This window comes from Patescibacteria group bacterium, from assembly GCA_018896215.1.
In the GTDB taxonomy this organism is placed as follows: Bacteria; Patescibacteriota; WWE3; order 0-14-0-20-40-13; family 0-14-0-20-40-13; genus JAHINB01.
Window position 1 is genome coordinate 24266 of sequence record JAHINB010000016.1, and the last position, 25018, is coordinate 49283.

The 25018-nt window shown below is 39.9% G+C and carries 30 protein-coding genes; 11 read left to right on the forward strand and 19 right to left on the reverse strand.

Going from position 1 to position 25018, the window contains the following annotated elements; genetic code table 11:
- Positions 1–40: 40 nt before the first annotated feature.
- The 8 genes from KKF75_03375 to trxA are packed head-to-tail and all read right to left on the reverse strand — an operon-like array spanning position 41 to position 6368.
- Complete coding sequence (locus KKF75_03375; GenBank protein ID MBU4381232.1) at positions 41–1234, reverse strand: replication-associated recombination protein A; 1194 nt, start codon at positions 1232–1234, stop codon at positions 41–43.
- Positions 1218–2156 (reverse strand): thioredoxin-disulfide reductase, encoded by a 939-nt coding sequence (gene trxB / locus KKF75_03380; GenBank protein ID MBU4381233.1) that lies wholly within the window; start codon positions 2154–2156, stop codon positions 1218–1220. The genes KKF75_03375 and trxB overlap by 17 nt, the downstream gene beginning before the upstream one ends.
- A gap of 24 nt (positions 2157–2180) precedes the next feature.
- Positions 2181–3281, reverse strand: coding sequence for an LCP family protein (locus KKF75_03385; protein ID MBU4381234.1), 1101 nt, complete (start codon positions 3279–3281; stop codon positions 2181–2183).
- A complete protein-coding gene (locus tag KKF75_03390; protein MBU4381235.1) occupies positions 3263–3934 on the reverse strand; it encodes a triose-phosphate isomerase in 672 nt (223 codons plus the stop codon). The genes KKF75_03385 and KKF75_03390 overlap by 19 nt, the downstream gene beginning before the upstream one ends.
- Positions 3900–4778 carry a hypothetical protein gene (locus tag KKF75_03395; protein ID MBU4381236.1) on the reverse strand — a complete coding sequence of 293 codons (879 nt, stop codon included), beginning with the start codon at positions 4776–4778 and terminating at the stop codon, positions 3900–3902. The genes KKF75_03390 and KKF75_03395 overlap by 35 nt, the downstream gene beginning before the upstream one ends.
- Entirely contained in the window at positions 4775–5023 is a 249-nt protein-coding gene (locus tag KKF75_03400) for a hypothetical protein (protein ID MBU4381237.1), read from the reverse strand. The genes KKF75_03395 and KKF75_03400 overlap by 4 nt, the downstream gene beginning before the upstream one ends.
- The gene (gap, locus tag KKF75_03405) at positions 5002–6093 is read right to left on the reverse strand and encodes a type I glyceraldehyde-3-phosphate dehydrogenase (protein MBU4381238.1); all 1092 of its coding nucleotides are present in this window, start codon (positions 6091–6093) and stop codon (positions 5002–5004) included. The genes KKF75_03400 and gap overlap by 22 nt, the downstream gene beginning before the upstream one ends.
- A gap of 2 nt (positions 6094–6095) precedes the next feature.
- A complete protein-coding gene (gene trxA, locus KKF75_03410) occupies positions 6096–6368 on the reverse strand; it encodes a thioredoxin (protein MBU4381239.1) in 273 nt (90 codons plus the stop codon).
- Here trxA and KKF75_03415 point away from each other — a divergent pair.
- The gene (locus KKF75_03415) at positions 6358–7347 is read left to right on the forward strand and encodes a serine hydrolase (protein ID MBU4381240.1); all 990 of its coding nucleotides are present in this window, start codon (positions 6358–6360) and stop codon (positions 7345–7347) included. The genes trxA and KKF75_03415 overlap by 11 nt on opposite strands.
- On the opposite strand, the gene KKF75_03420 is transcribed toward KKF75_03415, so the two are convergent.
- Positions 7344–7778 carry a nucleotidyltransferase domain-containing protein gene (locus tag KKF75_03420; GenBank protein MBU4381241.1) on the reverse strand — a complete coding sequence of 145 codons (435 nt, stop codon included), beginning with the start codon at positions 7776–7778 and terminating at the stop codon, positions 7344–7346. The two genes, KKF75_03415 and KKF75_03420, sit on opposite strands and share 4 nt — an antisense overlap.
- 63 nt (positions 7779–7841) lie before the next feature.
- Here KKF75_03420 and rpmH point away from each other — a divergent pair, with 63 nt between their 5' ends.
- The 6 genes from rpmH to dnaN are packed head-to-tail and all read left to right on the forward strand — an operon-like array spanning position 7842 to position 10833.
- Entirely contained in the window at positions 7842–8000 is a 159-nt protein-coding gene (rpmH, locus tag KKF75_03425) for a 50S ribosomal protein L34 (protein MBU4381242.1), read from the forward strand.
- Between the two features lie 6 nt (positions 8001–8006).
- Positions 8007–8348, forward strand: a complete 342-nt coding sequence (gene rnpA / locus KKF75_03430) for a ribonuclease P protein component (GenBank protein ID MBU4381243.1) — start codon at positions 8007–8009, stop codon at positions 8346–8348.
- Positions 8293–8523, forward strand: coding sequence for a membrane protein insertion efficiency factor YidD (gene yidD, locus KKF75_03435; protein MBU4381244.1), 231 nt, complete (start codon positions 8293–8295; stop codon positions 8521–8523). Before rnpA ends, yidD begins: the two co-directional genes overlap by 56 nt.
- A gap of 2 nt (positions 8524–8525) precedes the next feature.
- A complete protein-coding gene (locus KKF75_03440) occupies positions 8526–9281 on the forward strand; it encodes a YidC/Oxa1 family membrane protein insertase (protein MBU4381245.1) in 756 nt (251 codons plus the stop codon).
- Positions 9254–9718 carry a KH domain-containing protein gene (locus KKF75_03445; GenBank protein ID MBU4381246.1) on the forward strand — a complete coding sequence of 155 codons (465 nt, stop codon included), beginning with the start codon at positions 9254–9256 and terminating at the stop codon, positions 9716–9718. Before KKF75_03440 ends, KKF75_03445 begins: the two co-directional genes overlap by 28 nt.
- Positions 9715–10833, forward strand: coding sequence for a DNA polymerase III subunit beta (dnaN, locus tag KKF75_03450; GenBank protein ID MBU4381247.1), 1119 nt, complete (start codon positions 9715–9717; stop codon positions 10831–10833). The genes KKF75_03445 and dnaN overlap by 4 nt, the downstream gene beginning before the upstream one ends.
- A 177-nt stretch (positions 10834–11010) precedes the next feature.
- Here the strand turns inward: dnaN and KKF75_03455 are convergent, their stop codons facing one another.
- The 6 genes from KKF75_03455 to KKF75_03480 form a co-directional block, all read right to left on the reverse strand.
- Positions 11011–11331 carry an NYN domain-containing protein gene (locus tag KKF75_03455; protein MBU4381248.1) on the reverse strand — a complete coding sequence of 107 codons (321 nt, stop codon included), beginning with the start codon at positions 11329–11331 and terminating at the stop codon, positions 11011–11013.
- A complete protein-coding gene (locus tag KKF75_03460) occupies positions 11324–11539 on the reverse strand; it encodes a family 1 glycosylhydrolase (protein MBU4381249.1) in 216 nt (71 codons plus the stop codon). The genes KKF75_03455 and KKF75_03460 overlap by 8 nt, the downstream gene beginning before the upstream one ends.
- A gap of 182 nt (positions 11540–11721) precedes the next feature.
- Complete coding sequence (locus KKF75_03465; GenBank protein ID MBU4381250.1) at positions 11722–11895, reverse strand: family 1 glycosylhydrolase; 174 nt, start codon at positions 11893–11895, stop codon at positions 11722–11724.
- A 203-nt stretch (positions 11896–12098) separates the two neighbouring features.
- The gene (locus KKF75_03470) at positions 12099–14021 is read right to left on the reverse strand and encodes an ATP-binding protein (GenBank protein ID MBU4381251.1); all 1923 of its coding nucleotides are present in this window, start codon (positions 14019–14021) and stop codon (positions 12099–12101) included.
- Between the two features lie 27 nt (positions 14022–14048).
- Positions 14049–14747 (reverse strand): hypothetical protein, encoded by a 699-nt coding sequence (locus KKF75_03475; GenBank protein MBU4381252.1) that lies wholly within the window; start codon positions 14745–14747, stop codon positions 14049–14051.
- Positions 14740–16191 carry a PrgI family protein gene (locus KKF75_03480; protein MBU4381253.1) on the reverse strand — a complete coding sequence of 484 codons (1452 nt, stop codon included), beginning with the start codon at positions 16189–16191 and terminating at the stop codon, positions 14740–14742. The genes KKF75_03475 and KKF75_03480 overlap by 8 nt, the downstream gene beginning before the upstream one ends.
- Before the next feature lie 42 nt (positions 16192–16233).
- On the opposite strand from KKF75_03480, the gene KKF75_03485 reads away from it, so the two are divergent.
- Positions 16234–17280 carry a hypothetical protein gene (locus tag KKF75_03485; protein MBU4381254.1) on the forward strand — a complete coding sequence of 349 codons (1047 nt, stop codon included), beginning with the start codon at positions 16234–16236 and terminating at the stop codon, positions 17278–17280.
- Positions 17281–17312: 32 nt separating this feature from the next.
- On the opposite strand, the gene KKF75_03490 is transcribed toward KKF75_03485, so the two are convergent.
- From KKF75_03490 to KKF75_03505, 4 genes are all read right to left on the reverse strand, one after another.
- A complete protein-coding gene (locus KKF75_03490; protein MBU4381255.1) occupies positions 17313–17630 on the reverse strand; it encodes a DUF2304 family protein in 318 nt (105 codons plus the stop codon).
- 4 nt (positions 17631–17634) lie between these two features.
- Entirely contained in the window at positions 17635–18300 is a 666-nt protein-coding gene (locus tag KKF75_03495; protein MBU4381256.1) for a glycosyltransferase family 2 protein, read from the reverse strand.
- Complete coding sequence (locus KKF75_03500) at positions 18297–20069, reverse strand: SpoIID/LytB domain-containing protein (protein ID MBU4381257.1); 1773 nt, start codon at positions 20067–20069, stop codon at positions 18297–18299. The genes KKF75_03495 and KKF75_03500 overlap by 4 nt, the downstream gene beginning before the upstream one ends.
- A 294-nt stretch (positions 20070–20363) precedes the next feature.
- Entirely contained in the window at positions 20364–23201 is a 2838-nt protein-coding gene (locus KKF75_03505; GenBank protein ID MBU4381258.1) for an ATP-dependent helicase, read from the reverse strand.
- An 82-nt stretch (positions 23202–23283) separates the two neighbouring features.
- On the opposite strand from KKF75_03505, the gene KKF75_03510 reads away from it, so the two are divergent.
- From KKF75_03510 to KKF75_03520, 3 genes are all read left to right on the forward strand, one after another.
- The gene (locus KKF75_03510; protein MBU4381259.1) at positions 23284–23652 is read left to right on the forward strand and encodes a hypothetical protein; all 369 of its coding nucleotides are present in this window, start codon (positions 23284–23286) and stop codon (positions 23650–23652) included.
- Positions 23634–24458, forward strand: coding sequence for a TatD family hydrolase (locus KKF75_03515; GenBank protein MBU4381260.1), 825 nt, complete (start codon positions 23634–23636; stop codon positions 24456–24458). The genes KKF75_03510 and KKF75_03515 overlap by 19 nt, the downstream gene beginning before the upstream one ends.
- On the forward strand, positions 24451–25018 hold a 568-nt coding region (locus tag KKF75_03520; protein ID MBU4381261.1), incomplete at its 3' end, for a hypothetical protein. The genes KKF75_03515 and KKF75_03520, both read left to right, overlap by 8 nt.

Here is a 25018-nt window from a genome sequence, read left to right on the forward strand (position 1 = left end):
GATTATCCCAAATTTGGGATAATCCCTATTCTATTCCAATCTATTCTAACCCTAAATAATACTTTTTGTCTTTTAGTTTTTCGGGAAGGAGGGAGCCAGTAGAATACGGTTTGTAATTTGCCCCATAGCCTAAATTTTTCATCAGAGCAGTTGGGGCGTTAAGAATTTCCAAAGGAATGGGCAAGTTACCATATTTTTTAACATCGTCCAACGCCTTAAAGTAAGCATTATAGGCCGAACGATCTTTTTTGCATTTGCATAAATAGACAACCCCATGAGCTAAGTTTTCTTGACATTCGGGATAGCCAATGGTTTCGCAAGCTCTAAAAACAGCGTTAGCCACAACCAAGGCTGTGGGTTGCGCCGCCCCAATATCTTCACTGGCAAAAACCACCATGCGCCGAGCGATAAACAGCGGGTCTTCTCCAGCTACCACCATTCTTGCCAAATAATACAAAGCGCTATCAGTATTGCTGGCGCGCATTGATTTAATAAAAGCCGAAATTGTGTTGTAATGCTCATCCCCTGCCCGATCGTACAGTAAAGCTCTTTTTTGCAAAGCGTCTTGCAAAGTTGCGACATCCAAGGTGATATTTTTTGCACCCTTTGAGTTGGCCGCAATTTCTAAAGCATTCAAGGCAATTCTGGAGTCGCCATTTGCCCCCTCAATAAGATAATCTAAGGCTCCTTCATCAAAGTTGATTTTGTACTCACCAAGACCAACTGCTTTATCTTTGATAGCGCGATTGATAATCTCTTTTAAGTCATTGTTGGATAATCGTTCCAAGACAAAAACCCGAGTACGAGAAAGCAAAGCTCCGATAACCTCAAAACTAGGATTTTCGGTTGTAGCGCCAATTAAAATAATATCGCCCCTTTCTACATAGGGTAAAAAGGCATCTTGCTGGGCTTTGCTAAACCGATGAATCTCGTCAATAAAAACGATTACTCTCTCTGTAGCTTTTTTGGTCTTTCTAATATCTTCAAAGATGGGTTTAAGTTCCGAGGTTTTGGCATTAACCGCTGAAAATTCCAAAAATCTTGCCTTGGTCTCATTAGCAATCACCCGAGCTAGAGTAGTTTTACCGCTTCCTGGAGGTCCCCAAAAGATCATCGAAAAAACCTGACCAGATCTGATGGACTTGAATAGGATCTTTTCGAGGGCAAGGATTTGTTTTTGACCAACAAACTCGTCTAAGGTTTTTGGTCTCACCCTGTCAGCCAATGGTTGCATGAGAAGATTCTATCATCTTCTGCGCGTCAAGGGCAGACATGGCTCCAAACCCCGCCGCAACTACTGCCTGCCAATATTTATTATCGGCAACATCTCCTGCCACAAAAACTCCAGCAACCGAAGTCCTGGTGTTATCAATAACTTTGATTCTGCCATCGCGTTCTAATTCCAGTTGCCCTTTAAAGATCTCGGATGCCGGACTATGTCCAATTGCAATAAAAACTCCAGTGGCATTTAGAACCTTTTCTTCTTGGGTTTTATTGTTCTTTACCTTCACTCCAATAACCTTACCCCCTCCTAATATTTCTATAACACTGGAGTCTAGGATAATCTCAAATTGAGGTTTGCCAAGAATTCTCTCTTGCATAGCTTTGCTTGCCTGCAAGCTATCCAAAATATTTACCAGGTAAATTTTATTGCAAAATTTAGCCAAGTACGAAGCTTCCTCCACTGCTGTATCTCCCCCACCAACCACCAGCACATCCTGCCCTTTAAAAAACGGGGCGTCACAGGTAGCGCAGGCGGTTACTCCTCTACCTCGCAATCTTTCGGCTGATTCCAAAGGCAACCATTTTGCGCGGGCTCCAGTTGCAATAATTACAGCTTGAGCTTTAAATTCCTGCTCCCCTACCCAAACAGTAAAAGGTCTTTTGGAAAAATCTACTTTCGTGGCATCGCCCGCAACAAAGCGGGTCCCAAAATCTTCCGCCTGTTTTCGCATTGCCAACATTAAATCTGGTCCTTGCACCCCTTTGGAAAATCCAGGAAAGTTCTCCACAAGAGTTGTCTGCATTAACTGCCCGCCAAATTGCGCCCCTTCTATAACAAGCGGTTGCAACGAGGCTCGGGACGCATAAATTGCAGCGGTGAGACCTGCCGGACCAGAGCCTATGATAATTATTTGGTGAATAGAATTTTCCATTAGATATATTCTAACAGACGCTTGTCACTCATCAAAAAGCAGTTTTTGGATAAAGGCGTGAACCGTAGAATAGGAACCACCTTTGGGCAAAAGCACCCATTTCCCCGCGTAAGATGCGATATCAGTCGGTGTGTATAAAAGCCCTGAACCTGTGCCGTCAGTTACATTACTGTTGTTCAATACAGAGGTTTTAATGTTTGTAGTATCGCTTTTCATCCCCACTTCAAAAAGAGCTTCGGCGTCGGTAAGGGTGATATCGGTTTCGACAAACTTATTATAAATCGCAAACAGCTCGCTTATTTTTTTAGCGTTAAACAGAGTATCTAGTGACATTATTTTCTCCTTTATGGCCAAAATTACCTGCTGTTGCCTTTCTGCTCTCGCAAAATCGGATCCTTCTGCTGGATTTACTGAATGCCGAGACCTGGCATACTTTAGGGCACTCTCACCATTCATTTGCACCATCCCCTTATCAAAATGGAGACGCTCAAAACGGCAAGGGTAATCCGCTTCGGAAATTACATAATCTTCATCTTTTCCTTCCAATATTTCATCTTCGGTCAATCCACAAGTATTGGCTTCCTTGCCAGCCACAGGGTACTTATAATCGTCAAAGGTATTTTGCACCGTGATTCTAATACCACCTAAGGCATCTACGGCTTCTTTAAAGCCATTAAAATCCACTTTGGCAAAATAGTGAACTGGCATTCCAGTAGCTTGAGTCACTGAATTTTTTAGGGCTGTGAGTCCTTTCTCGGAATTGAATCCTGTTGTTTCGAGTCCTGCGTAAGCATAAACCTCATTGATCTTGGCAGAAGCTCCAGTTCTGTATTCCACCCACAAATCCCGAGGCAATGAAACCATGACGATTTTTCCAGGACTTTGAGGAATAGAAACAACCATTAACGAATCTGTTAACCTCTCGTTTTTGTCCACTCCAGTAAGTAAGATGTTTGTCCTCCCATCGCTTTGTGGAAGATTTTTAGAGGGGATAATTTTAGAAATTACCGAAGCGGAAAAAAGCCAATTTCCCCTAAAGACAAAAAAAAGACCAATGAGACATACTGGTATTAGGGGCAATAAAAACATCCTATTCTTTTGTTTTTTTAAGCTTTCTGCGCCCATATTTTTCCAATTTGATAAAACTCCAAAGGCTCCAAACTTGCTTTACCTACAAGTACACCATTGAAAACATTTAAGTTGGCTACTTGCAAAACATTCTTTATGTTAACACTTCCACCATAAAGAAGGGAAATATTACTGCCGTACCTGCTTTTAATGTCAGATACTGTTTCATAAAGCGCGTTAAAATCCACTTCTTTAAATTGCCCTCCGCTGCTGATATTTTCTGATGGCTCATACACCAAGATACTTTTTGAGATAAGACCTTTTACTACTTTTAAATCTTCTACCTCTTCAAAACACAATATTGGGATTATAGCAACCTGAATTAAATTTTCCATCTTAGATCTTACATCTTCTATTGTCTCTCTCATTTCTTTTCTCCTCTCGCTGTGCCCTACAAGACAATATTTAGCAAACAAAGCCAAATCGGAGGCGGTTACTTCTCCCGTGTGAGATCCACCAGAGAAAAGAGAAACATCTTGCGCTCCGCAGATAACCGAGCGTTGACTTGCCACAAAACTTAAAACAGGAAACGAGGAACAAACAATTGCGGCTAAATTGTTAAAGGCGGGATTTTTATTCCAAAGAGTAAACCAGTTCTTGGCAAACTCTAAATTGTCATTGGCTTTCCAATTGGCGATTAAGTAGTTCATGCAGTTTTCCTACCCTTTCGGAAATTCCTTCTAAGTCTTCGTGGTTATAATGATAGCCGATACTCGCAAGGCACGAGAATACTCTTGGAATGTCATTATAAATATTTTGAGCAAATTGGCAAGCAACCAAACATCTAGGTAATACCGCAATATTAACATCCCCTTCACCGTTCTTTGAATATTTACAACCTGCGGGACATCCCGCGCAGGATCTGTACCCCATAAAAGGCACCGCAAGATCTGAAGGACGGGACAAAATATCAAAATAGATTCTTCGGTAGTAGTCTAAACTTGCAACGGCAAAAGACTGGGTACCCGTGACCAAAAGAGCTTTTAAATTTTTTAAAGCGCCAGCTGTCGCAAGTTCGTTACTGCCAAAACTAAAATGGGAATCAACTAAACAATTTTTGGTAAATTCAATTAGACTTCGCTTGCTAGGTAGCCCTTCGTTTTTAAAAGCGTCTCTCTGAGATATTTTTGAAGCTTCAAAAAAATTCGCCTGCTGATCTTTTATTGAAATTGCCACCTTGCTTTGACTCTGGCCTGTTATAACAATAGCGTCTAACCCCGCGAGATTCATCATCAAAGACATTCTTCCACCACCAACTGCCTCACAAAGAGTATTGTTATAAATGCACATCCCGATAATCTTGGAGGCATAAGGAAAGAACCCGCCCAAAGGTCCAGTACAAAAAACTAACGGGTTAGAATCTTTTATCTCCGCGATGATCGCCAAAGCAAGACCCACGCCACCAATATAACAATTTAAATCTTTATAAATTTTTACTTGGGAGGTTCTATTAGTTAGATTTATTTGCAACACCGTTTTACAATCGTAATTCATTTTTTTATGGTTACGGCGTCTATCTTAAAACAATTTCTGGGGCAGATTGTGACAATTTCTTCAAAATCGTTCTTGGATGCGTAGTCTACTGAAATATCAAAGCCCTCTTTGCCTTTGGGATAAACGGTAATAAAACCATCGGAGAGACCAATTTTGGATTTAGAAATTCTTACAGACGCCAAAACGCAAAGCAGGCAACCAATACAATTTTTAGGGTGGGAAATTACGAGCTGATGTGTTGGCATAGGTCTATAAGTCTATTACTGTATCCCCATTCATTGTCATACCAAGAAAATATCTTAACAAGGTTTTTAGATATCACTTTGGTTAACGAAAGATCCACAAGGCTAGAAGCCGGGTTTCCAATAATATCCGAAGAAACAATTGGATCCGATGTTGTTGCCAAAACATTCTTATACTCTCCAGAAAGAGAAGCGGAAGTCAAAATTTTGTTGACTTCTTCTACTGTAGTTTCTTTTTTTGTGACAAAGGTAAAATCGGTAATAGATCCGCAAATTATCGGAACTCGCAGAGATACTACTTCTACCTTTCCAACCAGATTTGGAAACGCCTCAACAAGAGCGGTAGCTGCTCCAGATGTTGTGGGGATAATATTACTTCCTGCAGCCCTAGCGCGTCTTAAATCTTTGTGCAAGGCAGGTGGGGCGCTATCAACAATGTTTTGCTCCGAGGTCATGGCATGAACAGTAGTACAACTAACCTGCTCTACCCCAAAAGAATTTTCTACGACTTTAACAACAGGGGCTATGCAATTTGTGGTGCAAGAACCGTTAGATACCAAAGGTTCACCTTTGTATTCCCCATCATTTACCCCCAAAATAATCGTTTTAACATTACCACCTTTGGCAGGGGCAGAAATAATAACTTTCTTGGCTCCAGCTGTTACATGAGCACTCGAAGCGCCATCCTTGGTCAATCTTCCGGTACATTCAACCACTACATCAATCTCCAAAGACTTCCAGGGAAGATTTGCTGGGTCCGGAATTGACAAAACCTGAATCTTTTTTCCATCGACAAAAAGCAAATTGTCTTGGATATTGATAGTTTTGGAATAAATTCCATAAACCGAATCGTACTTTAACAAGTGCGCCAAAGTTGCAATGTCCGAAAGATCGTTTATAGCAACAACCTCTACATCTTCCCTTTCTTGAGCAATTTTAAGTACGGCGCGACCGATTCTGCCAAATCCATTTATGGCGATTCTTACTCTTTTAGAATCTGTCACTAATTTTTTTGGTTCCAACTGCACAGCTGTTTCCAAAAGTGTTGTGGTTTGATGATTGCTTTTTTCCATACTTAAATGTGCAACTTAATCCAACCGGCAAACTGCTCTTTTGATATCATCCCCATTTTTCTATCCACTTCTTTTCCATCCTTTAGCAAAACAAAGGTGGGAATACTCATAACGCCAAATTCTTGGGCGCGAGGCGAATTGCTATCTACATCAACTTTCTCGAATTCAATTTTCCCTTGTAATTCCGATACTGTTTCTTCTACAATAGGTAACATTGCGCGACAAGGACCACACCATGTGGCAAAAAAATCAATTAGTTTAACCATGGAAAACATCTTACCAAAAAAAACTCCAATTAAAAAGTATTTTGCCCCATTTTTACTCGTGCTTATTTTAATTATTGCTCTAACAACCTGGACAAAGCCCCAAAAATTCTCCAAAACGCTAGAAAACGGCAATAAAGAGATCCTCTACGAAGCAACTTTTAGAAACGAGGGGGATAAAAATCCCCAAAGGCTATCTTTTGATCTTAGAAACTCCCCAGAAACCGCGACTCCAGAGGTCTCGGCGCAAGAGGTTTTATTTGTCGATTTGGCAACCAACACCATAATCTACAATAAAAATGCCCAAAAGCAAGTCCCTGTTGCCAGCCTTGTCAAAATTGCCACAGCAGTTGTCGCGGTGGAGCACCTAAAGTTGGATGAAAAAATAGTTGTTTCGCAAAAAGCTGGTACTATCGGCGAAAATGTCATGGGTATTTCGCCAGGCGAAGAATATACCTTAGAAGAATTGCTCTATGGGCTGGTTCTTGCCTCAGGAAATGACACTGCCTATGCCATAGCTGAAGGAGTTGCTGGAGACGCCAAAACATTTACCGACTGGATGAATCGCAAGGCAAGTGATTTAGGTTTAGAAAATACTAAATTTTCGGAACCCAGTGGTCTTAATCCCAAAAACAAAGAGTATTATTCCACAGCTTATGACTTAGCGATTTTGACAGAATACGCCTTGAGAAAACCGGAGCTTGCCGAGATATTTGCCACATTTGAATATGAGATTTTTGCAACCGAAAGACACAAATATATTTACCTACAAAACCAAACCAATTTGCTCTCTACCTACCCTGGAGCTAAAGGAGTAAAAACCGGTTATACCGAGGATTCGGGATTGTGTTTAATAACTTATGTAGAAAATTCGGGACACAAAATTCTAGGTGTCATTCTTGGAAGTTTAAACAGAAGAACAGAAGGTATAATACTTTTGGATAACGCCTTCTCTAAATTTGGCATTACCATCCCCCACAACTTGCTTTAGGAGTTTGCCATAACACGACTTTTTACTCTCTCCATTATAATCTTATGACGCATGTCGTAAAGCTCTTTTAATTCTTCGTAATCTATCTCTAACTTTTTTTCTTCTCTTAGCCTTTTAGCTTGGTCTTTACAATAAATTACTTTCCCCAGAAGTGGGGCGGTAAATCGCAGTGGATAAGACATATAAGTTGTTGGGATAATCTCTGTCTTAAAATCAACGATGTTTTTAGATACTTCATTTTGCAATTCAAGCATATACTGATAGCTTTTTGGATTAAAAACATCCTTATCAAGTAAAACAGCAATGTCTATGTCACTAGTTGATACAGCAGTTCCTTTTAAATAAGAACCAAAAAGATACCCCGCAAGTATTTCGGGTCTTTTAGAAAAGGCGTTTGATAATTTTTCCAAGGCGTTTGTAATATCTTTCATGCTTACATTCTAACATTTTGGAAAAACATTTGATAATAGCAACATATGTGATATATTTCCCTCATGCCTAAAAGAACTTGGCAACCAAAAAAGAAAAAACGCGCCCGTAAGCATGGGTTTTTAAAACGCTCCCAAACCGCGGGTGGTAGAAATGTGCTCAAAAGAAGAAGGGCTAAAAAAAGAGCTTCTCTTACGGTAAAAGTACGCAAGGTGTCCTCTTAAAGTATTATGCTTCCTGCTGAATATCGTCTTTTAGACGACTATGATTTTAGAAGAGTCAAGAGACTTGGTAGAAGTTATAATTTTCCTTTCTTTATTATTGCCTGCGCCCACGCCAAAAATCCAAAAGGTTTGCGGTTTGGCTTTATCTTTTCGACCAACTTCAACAAAAGGGCAACCGTGCGCAATCGCTATAAAAGGCTCTTGCGTCAAGGTGTCCAAAAAAGACTAAATGAGTTTAAACTGGGATTTGACATTGTGTTTATTCCTAAAAAGAGTATTTTAGGTAGATCTTATGAAGAAATTAGTCATTCTTTTGATACGGCTCTACCAAAAACTCCTCTCGTTTGAAACAGGAGTTCTGTCAATTATCTTTCCCCAAAAAATTTGCCGATTTACTCCCAGCTGTTCTCAATATACAATTGACGCCATTACGAAGTACGGAATTTTACATGGGGGCATAAAAGGTGTGAGGAGAATCCTGCGCTGTAATCCACATAATGTTGGAGGAAGTGACCCAGCTTAATTATGACAAATATTATTCAATTACTTCTGACTGATCCTATACTAAACCTCTTAATATTTTTTTATAAGGTTGGATTTAATAATTTTGGTTTAGCAATTTTATTCCTCACTCTTTTTCTTAAACTCATTCTCTACCCCCTCTCTCTCCCCTCCCTAAAAATGCTGAAAAAGCAAAAAGAGGTGGCGGGTGAGCTTGAGGAGCTAAAAAAAATCTATGGTAAAGACAAAAAACTTATGGCGCAAAAGCAAATGGAGCTTTACAAAAAACATGGTATTAACCCCGCGTCTGGGTGTCTGCCTCAAATTCTCCAGATTATTATCCTGTTTGCCTTATATAATGTCTTTCTAAGGGTTCTTAAAGCGGTTGATGATGTTTCTATCCTTAATCCCAATTTATACTTTGAGTTTTTAAGATCAGAAGCAGGTCATAAGCTAAATACCTCATTTTTATATTTAAATCTTGCCAAACCTGATCCTTACTATATTATGCCAATACTTGCGGGTCTATCGCAGTTTGTAATGACTAAAATGATGACCCCCATGGGAGCTCTTGCCAAGGTGCAAAAGGAAGTCGCCGAAAAAACCGAAGAAAAATCGGACGATGTCATGTATAATATGCAAAAGCAAATGATGTATTTAGGACCCGTTATGACCGTTTTTATTGGTTATAAGTTTCCATCGGGTTTGGTTTTTTATTGGTTTTTACAAACAGTTTTGGGAATTTTACAACAATGGATAGTCCAAAAGAGCAAATCTTAGCAACAACATTGGAATTACTTAAACTTATTGAGGTAACAGCCGAAGTCTCTATTGAGGAAAAAGAGGGGCGCTTTTATGTTTCTCTGGAAGGTGAGCACCTTGGCAACATTATTGGCTTTCACGGAGAGACCCTAAACGCCATGCAACTTTTTTTAGAGCTTGCCCTGTACCGAAAGACCGAAAAATGGACCCCTATTTCGTTGGATGTTGGCAATTATAGAAAAGAGCGGGAAGATTGGATAAAAAAGATTGCCCAAGCCGGTTGCGACAAAGTCATCTTTTTTAACAAAGAGGTGGGGCTTTCTCCCATGCCAGCGTATGATAGATTAATCGTGCATACATTTGTATCCGAAAACCCAAACTTAACAACAGAAAGTACCGGCGAGGGTCGCGAAAGAAGAGTAGTTATTAAACCAGTCAAAAAAGACCAGGCATGAAATTTTCTATTATCACAAAAAACCTATTTAACGCTTTTACCAATGCTAATAAAGCCGTATCCCAAAAAGCTACTTTACCAATTTTATCTAATGTCCTCATAGAGACTGATAGAGGTCGCCTTAAAATTTCGGCAACTGATCTAGAAAAATCCGTTACTACTTGGGTTGGGGCAAAAATAGAGGAGGAGGGGGCAATAACGGTTCCCGCAAGGGTTTTGCACGAATATTTGGGGACCGTTAAAGGTGAAAGACTGTTGGTTCACACCGAGGGATCGATGCTTATTGTAGAGTCAGAAAACTCCCTCTCCAAATTTTCCTGCGTCGAGGCTTTGGAATTTCCCAAAATTGCCGCCAACACGGATGTTACAAACTCCTTTAGTATTAATGCCAAGGATCTTTTTGAAAATCTCTCTGTGGTTTGTTTTGCCTCGGCAACTGATGATACCAGACCAATTCTTACCGGAACACAGATAAGTCTTGATAAGGACCGCATTTCTTTTGCTTGTGTAGACGGATTTAGACTAGCCGAAAAACTGCTGGCGCAAAAACAGGCTCAAGAAAAAGCTCTCTCTTTTGTTTTGCCATCAAAACATTTGCTCGAGACCTCCCGCATCTTGTCAGGAAGCCAAAAGCCGGTTACGATTGGATTTTTAGAAAAAGAGAACTCTCTTTCGTTTGAGGGCGAAGATATTTTTATTAGCATTAGGCAATTAGATGGCGATTTTCCCGACTACAAGAAGATAGTTCCCCAAGAGCACACGGTTAAAGCCGAAATTGATTTTGCCGACCTTGTTTCGGCTATAAAACTTGCCGGTGTTTTCGCTAAAGACGAATCCAAGATTGTCAAATTTGAACTAAACCAGGCTGATGGAGTATTAACGGTTTCTTCCGAAACACCCGAAATTGGCGAAAGCAAAGCAACAGTAAAATGCAAAATTACAGGTGATGATATGACGATTGCCTTTAATGGAAAATTTTTGCTGGATTTTTTAAACGCGGTATCTGGAAAAACTGCTACTCTTGAATCTATGGGTCCAGTTGCCCCAGCCAAGTTTTCGGTTGATGAAATCCCCGACTACTACTATGTCGTCATGCCCGTAAGAGTCCAATCCTAATTCCACATTGCTCCATAGACTTTCCATGGCAAACCTTGATCTAGCAACCCCAAACTCTTCCACCTCCTAAGTGAAAGTAATTTATTAGTTTCATTTCTCTCTCTAATTAAAAATTTCCCGCTTGCTGTTAAACTTATTTTTGTTATAATTACTACGATCACTACGAAAAAGACCCTTTTAAGATTTTGTCCTTAACGGGGGCTTTTTCTTTTTTGACAAATATAATATTGATCGTTGATCGTTTATATACGATATCGTAGCCCCAGTCCTTTTTAATAGTATTGAACATTTCTCTTTTCTTGCGGGAGATAACACGACCAACAACCTTTTATTATCAATAAGAAATTTTACTAAACTTGCATAATCCCCATCACTTGAGACGATTACAGCCCTCTCGCAATTATTTTCGTAGTAATCCTTAGTGGTTTGTAAGACAAAATCTGCATCACAATTTCCTTTAGGTCTCCCATCTTCACCATAAACCACTTCCTTAAAAATAAGCGTAAAGCCACATTCTTGTAAGTATGTATAGAGATTTTTGTATTTCTGTAAGCCAAACTCTAAACCTTTTGTAGTCTAAAGCCCACCGCTTTGCATCCGCAAAGTCCGCCAATCCATTTTCTGTAATGTAGATAGGGAAATGGAATTTTTTCCCAAGTGCCGTTAATACATCGAACAGCCCCTCGGGGTAAACCCCCCATCCCATATCTGTAAATCCAAGTTCCGACGCTCTGTCTACCGCTCCCTTAGCTCCTACTTGATAAGAGCGGTAGTAATTCACTCCCAACCAGTCTCCCCCGTGAAATCCCACGAGGGAAAACAAGTTGCACAGGTACGCAGGAATCGCAAACCCCCTAGAAACTGGGTAGAAACGACCGTAGTTCTCTACTACCCCGACTTGAAAATCTTGCGATATCGCCTGTGATCGCAGGCGATACCCACAGCTGGCACACGACCTGATGCTTCAGCGTAGTGCCAGTCGGAACCCCACTCCCCCTCGATTTGGTGCGCGCTCGTCGCGGCACCAAACAAAAAAGAGGACGGAAAATCGTTGCGTTTCATGATACCCCCCTTAGGTTAGATCTATTCGCGTGAAATGTAGAGGAATTATAACACAAAAACCTATAGTTTATAAAGTGCGGATTCGTTGTCGGAATGCGGGTACTACCCGATTCGGGTACTACCCGATAATTTGTTGTTAAACCAGGATATTTACGATACCAATTTAAAGATTGTCATAGTAGGAAAAATAAGTGGAGTTAATGCTAACTTGCAGGAGTTGTGGGGGTGGGTTCGGATTTAGCTTCGGAGAATTTCTTTTTAAGTTTTTCTACTTTTGTTTCCCCCTCCTCTTCTTTCATTTTGATCAGTTCTGCAGGGTTTGTGGTAATTAATTTATGTTCCTCTTCGGACGCTACAACTTGCATCGCAACATGATTAGATCCGGCAAAAAATAGTCCTTCTCCCACCCCCGCAGATAAGAGTAGCCTCTTTTCTCCTTCGGATAAATAAAATACTTCGGCAACCTGGTCAATAGAAGCCGGATGCTGTTTTAAAAGAATTTGCAAAGATGAGTTGGTAATAATGGTTTTTCCATACTCCGAAGATAAAAAGTCCGAAACATCTTGAGTAATAGTAGAAAGCCCCAAATAATACTTTCGTGCCCTTTTAGCAATAGAAAATAAAAATTCTGCCGAGTCGGCGTTTTGCATTAAATACCAAGCCTCATCCACAACTAAAATGCGCTTTTTAAGGTCGCCTTTTATTTTTGTCCAGACAAAATCCAAAATTATATAAATAGCAATAGGTCGTAGAATATCTTCTAAATTTTGCACCGAAAACACCGTGAGCCTATTTTTAATGTCCACATTAGATCGCTGATCAAAAATTCCCGCCAGCGACCCTCTAATATACCTTTCTAATCTTTCGGAAAGAGTCTTTGCTTCTGGCTCCTCCAAAGATAGCAATACTTTATATAAATCTTGCATTACAGGGGGCTCTTTTCTTTGGGTTGACGGATCTTGAGTAATTCCTTTAAGTTTATAGCTGACCATTAAAGCGTTGTCCAAAACCGCTTCTTCGGTAGAAGTCAAACTTCCCAACATGATTTTAAATAAGGTATGCAAAGTTAAAATTTTTAACCCCAGTTGATCTCGTTCTTCGCCAAGAATTGGTTCTGGAAGGTCAAAGGGGTTTATTCGCACGGTGCTGTCTATAGAAAAATTTAGATAATCCCCGCCCATGGCCTCACACATTTTTTTATACTCGCTTTCGGGATCAATGATCATAACCTCGGTACCAAAAAGCAAAGAACGGATAATTTCTATTTTTACGAAATAGCTTTTTCCAGCACCCGACTTGGCAAAAATAACCGAGTTGGCGTTTTCCAAGGTAAATCGGTCAAAAATGATCAGCGATCCGTTGTGTTTATTAACGCCATATAAAATGCCTTCGTTTGCCGACAGTTCACTAGAAGTAAACGGAAAGGTGGTGGCAACGCTTGTGGTATCCATGTTTCTTGTAATATAAAGCTTGTCTTGGCAGGTGGGTAAAGTGCTTTGGAAGGCATCCTCCATTTGGAGAGTAGCGTGTTTAGAAATAAGCATTAAAGAACCCAGCGCCGATTCCACTCTATTGGAAATGCGATCCAACTCCTCTAGAGAGTCGGCTGGAATTGTGATGTAAAAAGAAAATTGGAAGAACCTTTCCATTCCTTTAACCAACTGTTCCTGTAAAGATCCTGCGTCGTCAAGTGCCGCTTGAACCGCGGGGTCGACAACTCTGCCTCGCTCTCTATCGGTTGATAAAGTTGCTTCCATTTCGGCAATTTTGCGCCTAAGGTCATCTAAAACTCCCCGCGCCTCCACGGGATAATAAAACATTGAGATAAGCAAAGAATGGTCAAAATTGATGATTGGTTCCAACCAGTTGGCTCCAACAAAGCGGGGGTAACCCGAAACAAAGAGAGTGCGATAGAATTTATTGGCAATTTTTATGTGATCAAAATCTACCTCTATAGCAGACGGAGCGATGATATCACGAACCTCTAAAGATCCCTCGGAAATTAAACTTACCGTTTTGCCTTTTTTTCGTTCATCGGGAACAGGAGCGATTGAGGCAACAACGGAGTTTTCACCTTTTGCTTTTTCCTCAACTTTTTTAGTTTTTGGTTTAAATAATCCAAGCATATCTCACAAATTTCTAATTCTTAATTTCTAAATCGCGACTTTTGGTTCAACTAATGGAACTGTGTACTCCAACACCGATCCTTTAACCTTTTGCATTCGGGCGCTTTCTGGGTTGTAGAGATCGTAAAATAGCTCAATTAATTCATCGGTCTTAAGTTGTCGCGCGCGAATATTTAACCTTGTAAACTCCTTTATCAAATGGTCTCTCTTAGGCTCTAACATTGTGCGGGCGCGCTTTTCCACATAACCTACATCTACTCTTTCTCGGCGTTTTGTTGGCAGACCCAAAAGGGATTTGAACCAAAAAAATGGATCCGATGAGGGTCTTAGGCTAATCGAAGTATAGGGAAGCACGACATAAAATTTTTTATCCAAAATTTCGTTTTTTGTAACCAGCTCCTCAACAAACTTACGGTATCTTAAAATCTCCTGCTTTTGTTTAGGATCGGTTTTTTCGTCTTCGCTACGCTTTACATTCTCTACATATGAGGTAATGTCCATCTTTTTGCTTCTAATTACTATCTGAACAAAAAAAGATAGCGAGTTTAAAAGGGCGCTATAAGCTGCGATTGCGGCATCTTGTTCTCGTTCCGACAGCAAATCAAAATTAACCGACGAGGTTTCTAAAACGCAAACCGCTCCCCCGTTTTTTAAGATTACAAGATCATTCACAATCGTCTCTATATCTAAATGCTCTTGGGTAGAAGCCGTGTATTTTTTAGCCATGGGTAGCTTTAGCTTTAATTGTTAAATAATCAAGTTTTGCTCCAGTTGCTATAAAGTTTACCACATTGAAAACCATCCCCTCATACCTAGTTTCTATCGAATATTTGCCATTGTTTAGCGGAGTAACAGTAATAAACTCTCCTAAAGCGTTGGTTTTTGTGGCTCTTTCGGGATCGCCTTGAGAATCTTTTACTAGAAGCAAGGCGCCTTCCACAATACGGTCGTTGCTGTCCAAGACATGACCTTTTAGTATATTAACATCTGCCATTGCTGTTTTTTTGATCTTGTCTTCTACTTGAGATTTTGCAACCCCAGCATCTACTATTTCTATTTTACTAATCTGGGGTTCTGGTTTTGGATTTGTAACTTCAGATTCGCGAACAATTGTCGCTGTTTCTTCTCCTTTTTCTTCCTTCTGTTCCCTCTTTTCCCCCTCATCCCCCTTAGGAATTTTTGCGAACAAAGAATTGTCGCTTTCTTGGGGACTAGGGGAAACATTGGCAAAATCTGTTTTAGGTAATTTTTTTGGTCTTAAAAAGATGGTTGTGAGCCTCACTAAAGGACTTGGACCTTCTTTCTTTTCCTTGGGAATATCTTGGAGAATTTTTTTAGATTCTTTTTTCTCTTTGTCTTTTCTAATTCTCCCCATGGTTTTTTTTAATTCTTCAGTTTTCTTTTGTAGTGCGTTTTCTTCGTCCTTTGCGTTCCCTACCCCATCTTTTTTAACCCCAACAACCTCAACCTTAACAGGAATATCTTTATAATCTTTAGGGAGGATGATTTCTTTTTCTAATGCAATGTTTCGCAGGGGTCGGTCTTTTTTAACATTTTTAATAAATGGAGATGTTTGACCTGTAAAGGTGTTATCGCTAAAAAAAGCTTCTTTGGCAGGAAGTAAAAGACGGGGACTTTGTTCCTCAAACAAACCCGCAAGCTGTGGGGGAATTGCCAAATCAAAATTTAATTTAGCCAATAACTCTCTTTCTTTTCGGTCGTGGGGATCAAGACTAGCGCTATTTCTTATAGCCTCCAGATAAGAATGTAGTCGGTGACGACTCTTAGTTGGAGTCATAGCAATTAAATCTGCGTTTACTGCTTTAGCATAATCCGACAAGAAAAAGGCGGGAGGGGTAGGATCTTTTTTCCAGACCATTTGGGTTGGAACTCCAAAGACCCGAATAAAGCTTTTAAACCAAACATCTAACCCCCGCTCTTGCAGGGGGACAAAGGCAAGAGCCGCTCCGCCCAAACTAAATAAAAGAGTAAAGGGCCACTTTATAAGAAAGGGAAGCCCCGACTTAAAAAACAGAATTCCCAGAATAGCACCAGCTGCCACATAAAAAAACTGCCTGACTGTCATGTCGCCGATGAGCTTGAATTCCACGCTCATGATATTTTGCGGAACCGGGTGTTGTTTTTTTACTTGCTGAACTTCGCGGGACATCCTTTTATTGTATCTTAATTTAATCTATACTTAAAGACGAATATGATTATAAAAAAGCTTCCTATAACTCTAATTGTTCTAGCCCTTGCCCTCATCCTTGGCGGTTACTCGGCCTATAAAGAGTATCAAAAATCCCAAATTGCAACCAAAAAACAAGAGGAAATCAAGCAAGCGGTAAATCCAATCTTTGGGAGTATTTCGGCGCCTAAAATTTCGTTTGTTTATCAGTCAGAGCAAAACGCTACGATTGGGGTCGATGTGCCCACTGAACAGGCGCCAGCCTACACCGCTCCAGTTTATCAGTATCTTAAAGATACTAAAGTTGACGAAAAAACGGCAAGGCAAATTGCTCAAAGTCTAAAACTAGAAACGACAGCATTTCCTCAAGAGGATGGATCTTCAATCTTTTACAACAGAGACAAGTCTGCCTCGTTGACTTTTTGGAACGAATTCCAACAGTTTTCTTTTTATGATCAAGGTCTAAATTATAATTTAACCAGACCAACCAGAGAAGGAGCTGTCTTAACCGCTAAAAATTATCTTAACGAATTCAAACTGGACAGCTTTAATTTAATCCCAGACGAAACTGGGGTTGCCTATAAAATTTCTAAAGGTAATCAGTATCCAACTGATGGGACAGCTGATACTTACGATACGGTTTTCGTACCCTTCGTGAGAAACCTTGGTTCGCCAGCTGGCGAATTCAAGACAACAAGCCTCCCCTATCAAAGCTATCTTTTGACAATGATGATTGGACCAGAAAATAAAATTAAAAACCTCTCGCTTTATTACACCGCGCTGGATACTTCGCGCTTTGGGACATATCCCCTAAAGGATATTAAAGGAGCGATAGAGGAAGTTAAAGAAAATAAAGGAATACTGGTAAATCTTAAAATGCCCGAGAGTTTTTACTTTGATGTGGATGCCCCAAAGCCAAAGGTGGTCTCGGTAAGCGTACAACAATACGAAATAAAAATTCTTGATAGACAAAATATTGACTATGCCCAACCGGTGTATGTTTTTGAGGGAATGGCATCGTTGGAAGATGGACAAGTGGTTCCCGCGACTTATTTTGTTCCTGCAATTTAATCCTAATTAAGGGTAAATTAGGACTACCAGATCTACTGTTTCGAAAGTTTGCGAATTAATAAATCGAGTTTTCTTGAGAGACCTGCGAGCTTGACATAAATGCGGTAAATTAGGTAAAACAACAGAATTACTGACAAGTACAAAATTAAATCCGACCCACGCCCTATTCCAAACAAATTTGCTAGAGTTGAGGAAAGTCCGGGGTAAAAAACCACTACTGACCCTACCCCCCAAACCAAAACCCAAAATATTACCCCGCCTAAATTTAAGGCTTTTTCCCTAAACCGCAACAGAGCTCGACTTGTTGAAAAGGCAACGATGACAAGAAAAAGAATTTGAAATAGCATCATAATATTAGCTAACTAAAAGTCTGCGTAATACCTTAAAAGCATTAGTAACTTTTTGACCTTTCTTTAAACTGTAACTGGTATAAATTCCCTTAATGGGAATCTCCCCAATCTTGAGATTACTCTTTTTAGCAAGACCAATCAGTTCCGTTGAGACCTCGTAACCCGATGTCACCGGTTGCAATAATTCTAACGCTTTCCGATTAAATCCCCGCATTCCCGACTGCGAGTCTGATACGTAAACACCATAGAGAGCGTAGGTGATGAGATTTGAGAGAATGTTGACAAGATAGCGTAATTTGTAGCCTTTAGCCAAATCTTTAATTCTTGTTCCGATGACAAAATCAAACTTTTGCAAGAAGAGGGCTTCTTTGATTTTTAAAGCATCTTCCGTTTTGTGCTGTCCGTCGGCATCAAATGTTATGGCAAAATTATAATTCTGATATCTGGCGTACTCTAAACCCGTGGCAATTGCTCCCCCCAAACCAACATTTAAAATGTGACTGATAACGGTAGCTCCAAACTTTTGGGCAACAGTTACAGTAGTATCCCAACTTCCATCATTGACAACTAGAATATCCTCAAAACCCACAGTTCTTAAATCGCCAACAACTTTTCCTATTGATGCATCTTCATTGTAAGCTGGGATGATGACGAGTAATTTTTGTATCACTGCCTTAAAATATCATAAAAACTTGTCCAAATAACAATTGTTCCCGGGGCGCGGAGATTAAAAATAGATTTAAATTTGTAGCCGTCAAATGTTATCCCACCCGAGTAGTTGGCACTATAAAGCTTTATTGATGATGTATATCCTTCGCCATCATCGTAAACTTCAATCTTGCTAATTTCTCCAACGGGATCAACATCTTCATCTTTTAGCTTCTCAATGACTTCGTCCTCGCTGATTCCACCCTGATCCGCCGGAGAAAGATCGCTATTGTACGAGGAGGATTCTTTGGAAAGCAAATAAGCGTTAAAAACATCTTGGGCCTGCTCTTCTGTCATCCAAGGACCATTTTCGGTACCTTTGCCCCAAGCTTTATGAAACCATGGAGAATCGCCATATTCTGGTCCATCGTAAGAGCAGTTTTCCCAATCACCACAATCTCCATCTCGCAACCTTTGAGAATACGGACGAGAACTTCCCCAAACATCGGCGCTGGAACGAACGAAACCCCCAGCGGTAGAGGCATACCACGCGGGAATAGGAGAACCATTGTAAGACAAATACTGACCACAAGTTGCATCCACTGCTTGATTCCATCTACCACCTTTTTCATGTCCTAAATAAACTTGGCACCTTTGATCGGTACAAATTGCCCTGCCACCTTGGGTGTAATTTAGAGCATAGCTTCGAGCTGCTACGGCTTGGGCTTTTAAGGCTTCCATGTTCCAACTAGAGGGCATCTCACCTAAGCCATAAAGGTATTCTTCTAAAGAAATATCCCCATACCCCGCAACCGGAATTTCTAGATCTTTATCACATTTCCCCTCCAAAGAAGTGTTTGGATAGTAAGCATCTAAAATTTCTTCGTAATCTTGACCATCATCTGCCCTACCTTTGGCACCATACTGGTTCATTCCTACCCGATGGGGATAGCCCCGAGTAAAAAACGCATAGGCGGTTCCCGAAAAACCTGGGTCGGGCAAGCTTTGCCTGCCAGATTCGCTGTCACCTACAGTTAGCCTTTCTGATGATGCCCCAAACTTTTCGCGCAGTAAGGCATTTTGTTTTTCGGACAACTCCTCCAAAGAATCCGACAAATCGCTTAGCTGATCTTCTAGGGCACTAGCCTGCGACTGCAAACCCGCAACCTCCCCTTGAGCCGATTGTACTTGGGTGGCAAGAGTGGCTTTAATTTGTTCCAAACGAGCTTTCTGCGTCTCCAAACCTGTTTTAGCTTTTTCGGTTTCTGCTTTTTTGTTGGAATAATCCTCTATTTCGCTATTGACTCTCTTAATAGTGTCAATTGATTGACCCAGATAACTTTTGTAGTACATAGAATTTTTGGCTAAATCCAAAAAACCGATGGAGGATAAGACCATTTGGAGCGTGGATTGTCGCGAGGCTTTATAAAGACCGCGAATAGTACCATCGCGCTCGGCGCTTTTTTGTAACAAAACCGTATTGAATCTATTTAAGAGGTCTTCCAACTCCACAATTTTTGCCGAGAGATTATTAATTGATGCTAGAACTCCATTGATTTCGCCTTGGGTGACATTAACTTGGGATGAGAGATTGTTGATTTTACTGGTAATTTGGGAAATTTCGGAGTTGATGTCGGACAAATCCCCCTTAACATCGTTGTATTCATCTTGAGTTTTTGTCAGATCTTCTTGCACCTCGGCAATTTCCTCGTCACTAACAACAGAAAAAGCTAGCGTTGGAAGAGCCAGCAAAGCAAAAATTGTAATAAAAATCATTAACCCTTTTGGCATGGGTTAAGTATAACAAATTTAAAATCTTCACGGTTTTGGGGTCATAACCATAAAAAACTGGTAAAAATTAGCGATTTTTCACGATTACATAAGTTCTTCCACCTCCGTCGCATAAAACGCGATTCGAAAAAAGTGGAAGAATTCTGGGTTGATAAACCAATATTTTTGGGTCTCACCACATTTTTTTCCTGTTGTAACAACATTTAAGACAGTAATGAGAATACCTTGACCTAACAGCAAATTATCGGGTACTACCCGAATCGGGTAGTACCCGCTTTTACCGATTTTAACGAATTAGATATTCAAGTAATTTTTGTAGGCGGGGCAGATGTGGCGGTAGTCGCAATATTTGCATAAAGGGCTAGTTTTGGCTTCAAAATTTCCCACCTTTATCTCCTTAACCGTCTTAACAATATCTTCTTTGACACTTTCCAGATCTGCATCTGTTCTGGTGGTGGATATTTTTTGGGCATCCTCAAAAAAGTAAAGCGATAGGCTCTTTAAAGGTAATTTAAAAAAGTCGCGACAGGCTAAAGCATAATATGTAAGTTGCATATCACGATCGACTTCTTTTTGCTCCTTTAACCCCCCTGTTTTATAATCTACAATTTCAACCCCACCAACCCTCTCATCAATTCGGTCAATAACACCAATTAATGGAACCCCACCTACTAAAAGTCTAAACTTTTCCTCAAGCATTTTTGGTTTGCCAAAAAGCTGTCTTCCCCTTTCAAAGTAGATTTTTAGGTATTTCTTTCCTTCTAAAAATCGCTTTTCTTTATGCTCTTTTGTTTCGTACCCCGAGGGGTCAAAATTCTTCTCATAAATGCGTAACAACTCGTCAATTGTAGCCAATTTTGGATTTATAACTGCCTGCTTTTCAAAATCTCTTAAGGTTATATGAATACTTTGCCCAAAGGTAAAAGCGTGGTTTGGCGGGGTTTGAATACTTAAAATATAGCGGTACTTATACTGCAACGGGCATTTTTTAAACATATCAATTTGGCTGTAGCTCACATAAGACACCGCTACTTCCCCATCAGCAATTTTATGGGGCTTAATGGGAATTTTTTCCGACAGAGCAAAAAGAAGATTGAGCTGTTTTGTAGGAATTAAACTGCTATCTTTAACTGTGTCTTTGGTTAAACCAAGTTCCGCAATAAATCCTGAAGGCTTTTTTTCTTTTACACCACCATAATTTTTGGCATAGGATAAATAGACCTGATCTTGCGCTCTTGTTACCCCCACATAAAAGAGCCTGCGCTCCTCCTCCAAATGATAATCGCCTGTGGGCAATGTTTCTTTGATTAATTCCTCGGGAATTTCTATTAAATCTCCCCGCGAACGAGATGGAAATCTATCTGAGGTCAGACTAATCAAAAACACCACCGGAAACTCCAGACCCTTAGATCCGTGAACAGTAATGAGATTTATCGTATCAATGTCTTCTATTTGCGCTTGGGCGGGGTTTTCTCCAGCTTCTAAAATTAAATCCAGATACTCTACAAAAGCTAAAACCGAATTTTGATTATTTTGAGATTCAAAAGTTTTAATAGCTTTAAAAAAAAGATTTAGATTATCAACAACCAATTTATTCTCCAAGCTTTCGGTGTTAATAATGTTCTTGGCATACCCAACTTCTACCAAAAAGTTATACAAAACCCGACTGGTGTTTTCCTTGGCAACCATTTCTCTGGCGCGGTTGATAAGAATTGCCTGATCCTTAAACGACGCATCGCCTAAAAATACTTCCCACAAGGGGCATCTTAAAGTTTTAGCTTTTTTAAGAAGTTGCAGGATGTAAGTTCCCGGAAGGTTAAAAAAATCACTAACCAGAAATTGATATAAAGAAACATTATCGGACTCATCAATTAAAAAGCGTAAAAAGCAGATGAGCGATTTAATTTGTGGCACATCAAACAGCCCTCGATTCCCAACAATTTGATAAGGCAACCCGTATCTACGAAGTGTTGCCACAATACCTTCTAAGTGAGTATTGGCCCTTGCTAATACCGCAAAATCTTTATATGTATATTTGGGGTTTTCTCCCATTAATTCCAATATTTTTTTAACAATAAACTCTGCCTCGTCTTCTTCCGTTGCCAAAATATTATATTGCAAGTTGCCTTGGCTACTTTTTTCTTTTTGGGATTCGAGATTTTTTACAATCCCAAGTTTTGCTTCCAAAGTATCGGGATCGTTGTTTTTAATCAGCCGATACGAGGCATCCAGAATATCTTGAAAGCTCCTGTAATTCTTGTTTAAGACAATGCTTTTGGTTTGGGGGTAATCTTTTTTAAAATTTATAATATTAGAAATTGCCGCCCCTCTAAATTTGTAAATACTTTGATTATCATCTCCTACCACAACTAAATGCGGATTAGCTGACGCGGGGCATAAAAGCTTAATTAGTTCGTATTGCGCCCAATTGGTATCCTGAAATTCGTCAACAAAAACATGTTTTAGAGTATTTTGATACTCCTCTAATATTTTTGGTCGCTCTTTAAATAGCCTTAAAGCATAATTGATTAAATCTCCAAAATCCAAAAAGGAATTATCTAATTTTAATTCAGTATATAAAGAATAAGCCTTTGAGAGTTCTTGCCACTTGATATCGGGGGGATCGAGGTTTTTAACATAGTCAGAAAAATCTAAAGGACTAACCACCTCGTCTTGCAGTCGAGAAAAAAACTTTAAAATCGCCCCGATAAATTTGTTGGGATTCCCCAAGGGTCTAAAGTAACTAAGGTCAAATTTAAAAAGATTTTTCTTAAAAAGAATATAGGCGTTGCTGGTTGTTAAAATTTTAAATGTGGGATCAAGTCCAATTTCAAGTCCCTTATCTCTTAAAATTCTTTCGGCGAACGAGTGAAAGGTGGCAATATTGGGTTCTTCGTACCCTAGAGGCATTAAATCTCCCACGCGATCTAGCATTTCCCCCGAAGCTTTCTCGGTAAAGGTCAAAGCTAGAATATTTTTTGGAGAAACCCCATCTTGTGAAATTAGTTTTCTGATAGTTTCACAAATTACTCTAGTTTTTCCGGTTCCCGCCCCAGCAATAATCAACAGAGGTCCTATCTGGTGGTTAACTGCGTCTTGTTGTTCCTTGTTGAGATCAAATTCTGATAACATACCTATATGCCTAAATTTATAACAAGATTTAAGAAGACTTCCTATTAATTTCCCCGATGAATATCGGGGGCGTTACACATTTATGCCTAAATTTATTCTGACAGTAATTTTTATTCTTTTAGCTCTTTGCGCAAGTTTAGCATACATATTTTTAAAAATCCCCCCCGCAAACACCTTTATTATCCTAGGAGTTTTTGCTCTTTTGTGGATTATCTTGGGTTTAATTTTGTCTTTGCCAATGTCTTACCTGTTAGGACACCACAAAGAGCATCTTAAAGATAAAAGGATTTTAAAATGTCTCTGGCGCAGTTGCTTAAGAAGAAGTTTACTTCTCTCATTTTTGTTATTTTCTTATCTTTTGCTTGGGTACTTAAACGCCTTTAACCCTCAAAGATATTTTATAATCTTTATTGCCTGCCTTATTTTTGAAATATGGAGAAGTCTAAGATAGCAAATTTAATTGACACCCACGCCCACTTGGCAAGTAAGGATTATCCAGATGTCAATAATGTCATAACGAGAGCGCGTGAGGCGGGTGTTGCCAAAATTATTTGCGTAGCTTCTGCCACAGAAGAAATCCCCAAAGCAATTGCTCTTGCCGAAAAATTTAGCGGGGTGTATTTATCGCTGGGAATCCACCCCCAAGATACCAAAAACACCAGTCCCTTCCAACTTGACCTGAAACTTAAAAAACTAGAGGTTGCATCCTTACATCCCAAAGTTGTTGCCATTGGTGAGTGCGGTTTTGATAACTCTGTGCCACCAGCAGGAGAAAGAAAACGGGATGTTGAAGAGCAAGAGTATATTTTTGAATTCCAAACGCATCTTGCTCAAAAACTTAACAAACCGCAAGTATTGCATTGCAGGCAGGCTAAAGACAAAATGGTAGAAGCGCTCAAAGAGTATTCCGTGACTAACGGGGTCTGGCACTGCTTTGTCGAGGATGCTTTAACCGCAAAATTGGCTCTAAAGTTAGGGTTGTTACTCTCATTTAATGGCATTGTTACTTACAAAAGCGGGGGGGAAATCCTCAAAATTGCCCGAACCATCTCACTTGACAAAATCCTCCTCGAAACCGACTCGCCTCTTTTAATTCCAGAACCAGCAAGATCTGATCCGAAGATTAAACTAAACGAACCTTCTTATGTTAAAATAGTCGCACAAAAAATTGCCGGGGCTAGAAACATATCAGAAAAAGATCTGGCAACCGCGACCTCCCAAAATGCCCAACTGCTTTTTGGCTTAAACTATGATTAAAAAAGAAGCTGTTCTTCAAAGAGTGCTCCAAACTGTTCCTGGAATTTTAACTTGGGCAGTTTTAACTTCCCCTCTATGGTTAGGATATAAATTTCCTCTAGCCGTAATTTTTTTGGTCACTTTTTTGTGCTTCTTTTGGGTCTACCGAGCCTTTGTCCATACTATTGGCTCATATATTGGGTATAAAAGATACAAAAAAGAAGTGGCGACCGATTGGTCGTCCCTCTGCCGTAAGTTGCCATCCGTTGAGAAGATGAGACATTTAATCCTCATTCCCGCCGTCAATGAATCCTACGAAGTTTTAAAAAATACTTTGGGGGGAATTGTTAAGAGCGATTTTCCAAAATCCCAAATTATCATTGCTCTAACCTGCGAAGAACGCGGAGCAAAAGAGGTAAAACAACGAATCGAGACTCTTAAAAAAGAATTTAATACCAAACTTCCAGAGATACTATTTTATACCCATCCCGCGGGAATTGCAGGAGAAGCAATTGGCGCCGCAGCCGCAAATAGAACTTGGGGAGGGCGTCACGCTGTAGCCGAACTTAAAAAAAGAGGAG

Coding starts and splice junctions, on each gene's coding strand:
- KKF75_03500 (MBU4381257.1), bottom strand. CDS start 20,069: ATGCCAAAAGGGTTAATGATTTTTATTACAATTTTTGCTTTGCTGGCT.
- rnpA (MBU4381243.1), top strand. CDS start 8,007: ATGCTTCCTGCTGAATATCGTCTTTTAGACGACTATGATTTTAGAAGA.
- KKF75_03385 (MBU4381234.1), bottom strand. CDS start 3,281: ATGGGCGCAGAAAGCTTAAAAAAACAAAAGAATAGGATGTTTTTATTG.
- trxA (MBU4381239.1), bottom strand. CDS start 6,368: ATGTTTTCCATGGTTAAACTAATTGATTTTTTTGCCACATGGTGTGGT.
- KKF75_03470 (MBU4381251.1), bottom strand. CDS start 14,021: ATGCTTGGATTATTTAAACCAAAAACTAAAAAAGTTGAGGAAAAAGCA.
- trxB (MBU4381233.1), bottom strand. CDS start 2,156: ATGGAAAATTCTATTCACCAAATAATTATCATAGGCTCTGGTCCGGCA.
- KKF75_03475 (MBU4381252.1), bottom strand. CDS start 14,747: ATGGCTAAAAAATACACGGCTTCTACCCAAGAGCATTTAGATATAGAG.
- KKF75_03375 (MBU4381232.1), bottom strand. CDS start 1,234: ATGCAACCATTGGCTGACAGGGTGAGACCAAAAACCTTAGACGAGTTT.
- rpmH (MBU4381242.1), top strand. CDS start 7,842: ATGCCTAAAAGAACTTGGCAACCAAAAAAGAAAAAACGCGCCCGTAAG.
- KKF75_03445 (MBU4381246.1), top strand. CDS start 9,254: ATGGATAGTCCAAAAGAGCAAATCTTAGCAACAACATTGGAATTACTT.
- KKF75_03510 (MBU4381259.1), top strand. CDS start 23,284: ATGCCTAAATTTATTCTGACAGTAATTTTTATTCTTTTAGCTCTTTGC.
- KKF75_03460 (MBU4381249.1), bottom strand. CDS start 11,539: ATGGGATGGGGGGTTTACCCCGAGGGGCTGTTCGATGTATTAACGGCA.
- KKF75_03505 (MBU4381258.1), bottom strand. CDS start 23,201: ATGTTATCAGAATTTGATCTCAACAAGGAACAACAAGACGCAGTTAAC.
- dnaN (MBU4381247.1), top strand. CDS start 9,715: ATGAAATTTTCTATTATCACAAAAAACCTATTTAACGCTTTTACCAAT.
- KKF75_03400 (MBU4381237.1), bottom strand. CDS start 5,023: ATGCCAACACATCAGCTCGTAATTTCCCACCCTAAAAATTGTATTGGT.
- KKF75_03465 (MBU4381250.1), bottom strand. CDS start 11,895: ATGAAACGCAACGATTTTCCGTCCTCTTTTTTGTTTGGTGCCGCGACG.
- KKF75_03490 (MBU4381255.1), bottom strand. CDS start 17,630: ATGATGCTATTTCAAATTCTTTTTCTTGTCATCGTTGCCTTTTCAACA.
- yidD (MBU4381244.1), top strand. CDS start 8,293: ATGAAGAAATTAGTCATTCTTTTGATACGGCTCTACCAAAAACTCCTC.
- KKF75_03395 (MBU4381236.1), bottom strand. CDS start 4,778: ATGAATTACGATTGTAAAACGGTGTTGCAAATAAATCTAACTAATAGA.
- gap (MBU4381238.1), bottom strand. CDS start 6,093: ATGGAAAAAAGCAATCATCAAACCACAACACTTTTGGAAACAGCTGTG.
- KKF75_03480 (MBU4381253.1), bottom strand. CDS start 16,191: ATGTCCCGCGAAGTTCAGCAAGTAAAAAAACAACACCCGGTTCCGCAA.
- KKF75_03415 (MBU4381240.1), top strand. CDS start 6,358: ATGGAAAACATCTTACCAAAAAAAACTCCAATTAAAAAGTATTTTGCC.
- KKF75_03485 (MBU4381254.1), top strand. CDS start 16,234: ATGATTATAAAAAAGCTTCCTATAACTCTAATTGTTCTAGCCCTTGCC.
- KKF75_03420 (MBU4381241.1), bottom strand. CDS start 7,778: ATGAAAGATATTACAAACGCCTTGGAAAAATTATCAAACGCCTTTTCT.
- KKF75_03515 (MBU4381260.1), top strand. CDS start 23,634: ATGGAGAAGTCTAAGATAGCAAATTTAATTGACACCCACGCCCACTTG.
- KKF75_03440 (MBU4381245.1), top strand. CDS start 8,526: ATGACAAATATTATTCAATTACTTCTGACTGATCCTATACTAAACCTC.
- KKF75_03390 (MBU4381235.1), bottom strand. CDS start 3,934: ATGAACTACTTAATCGCCAATTGGAAAGCCAATGACAATTTAGAGTTT.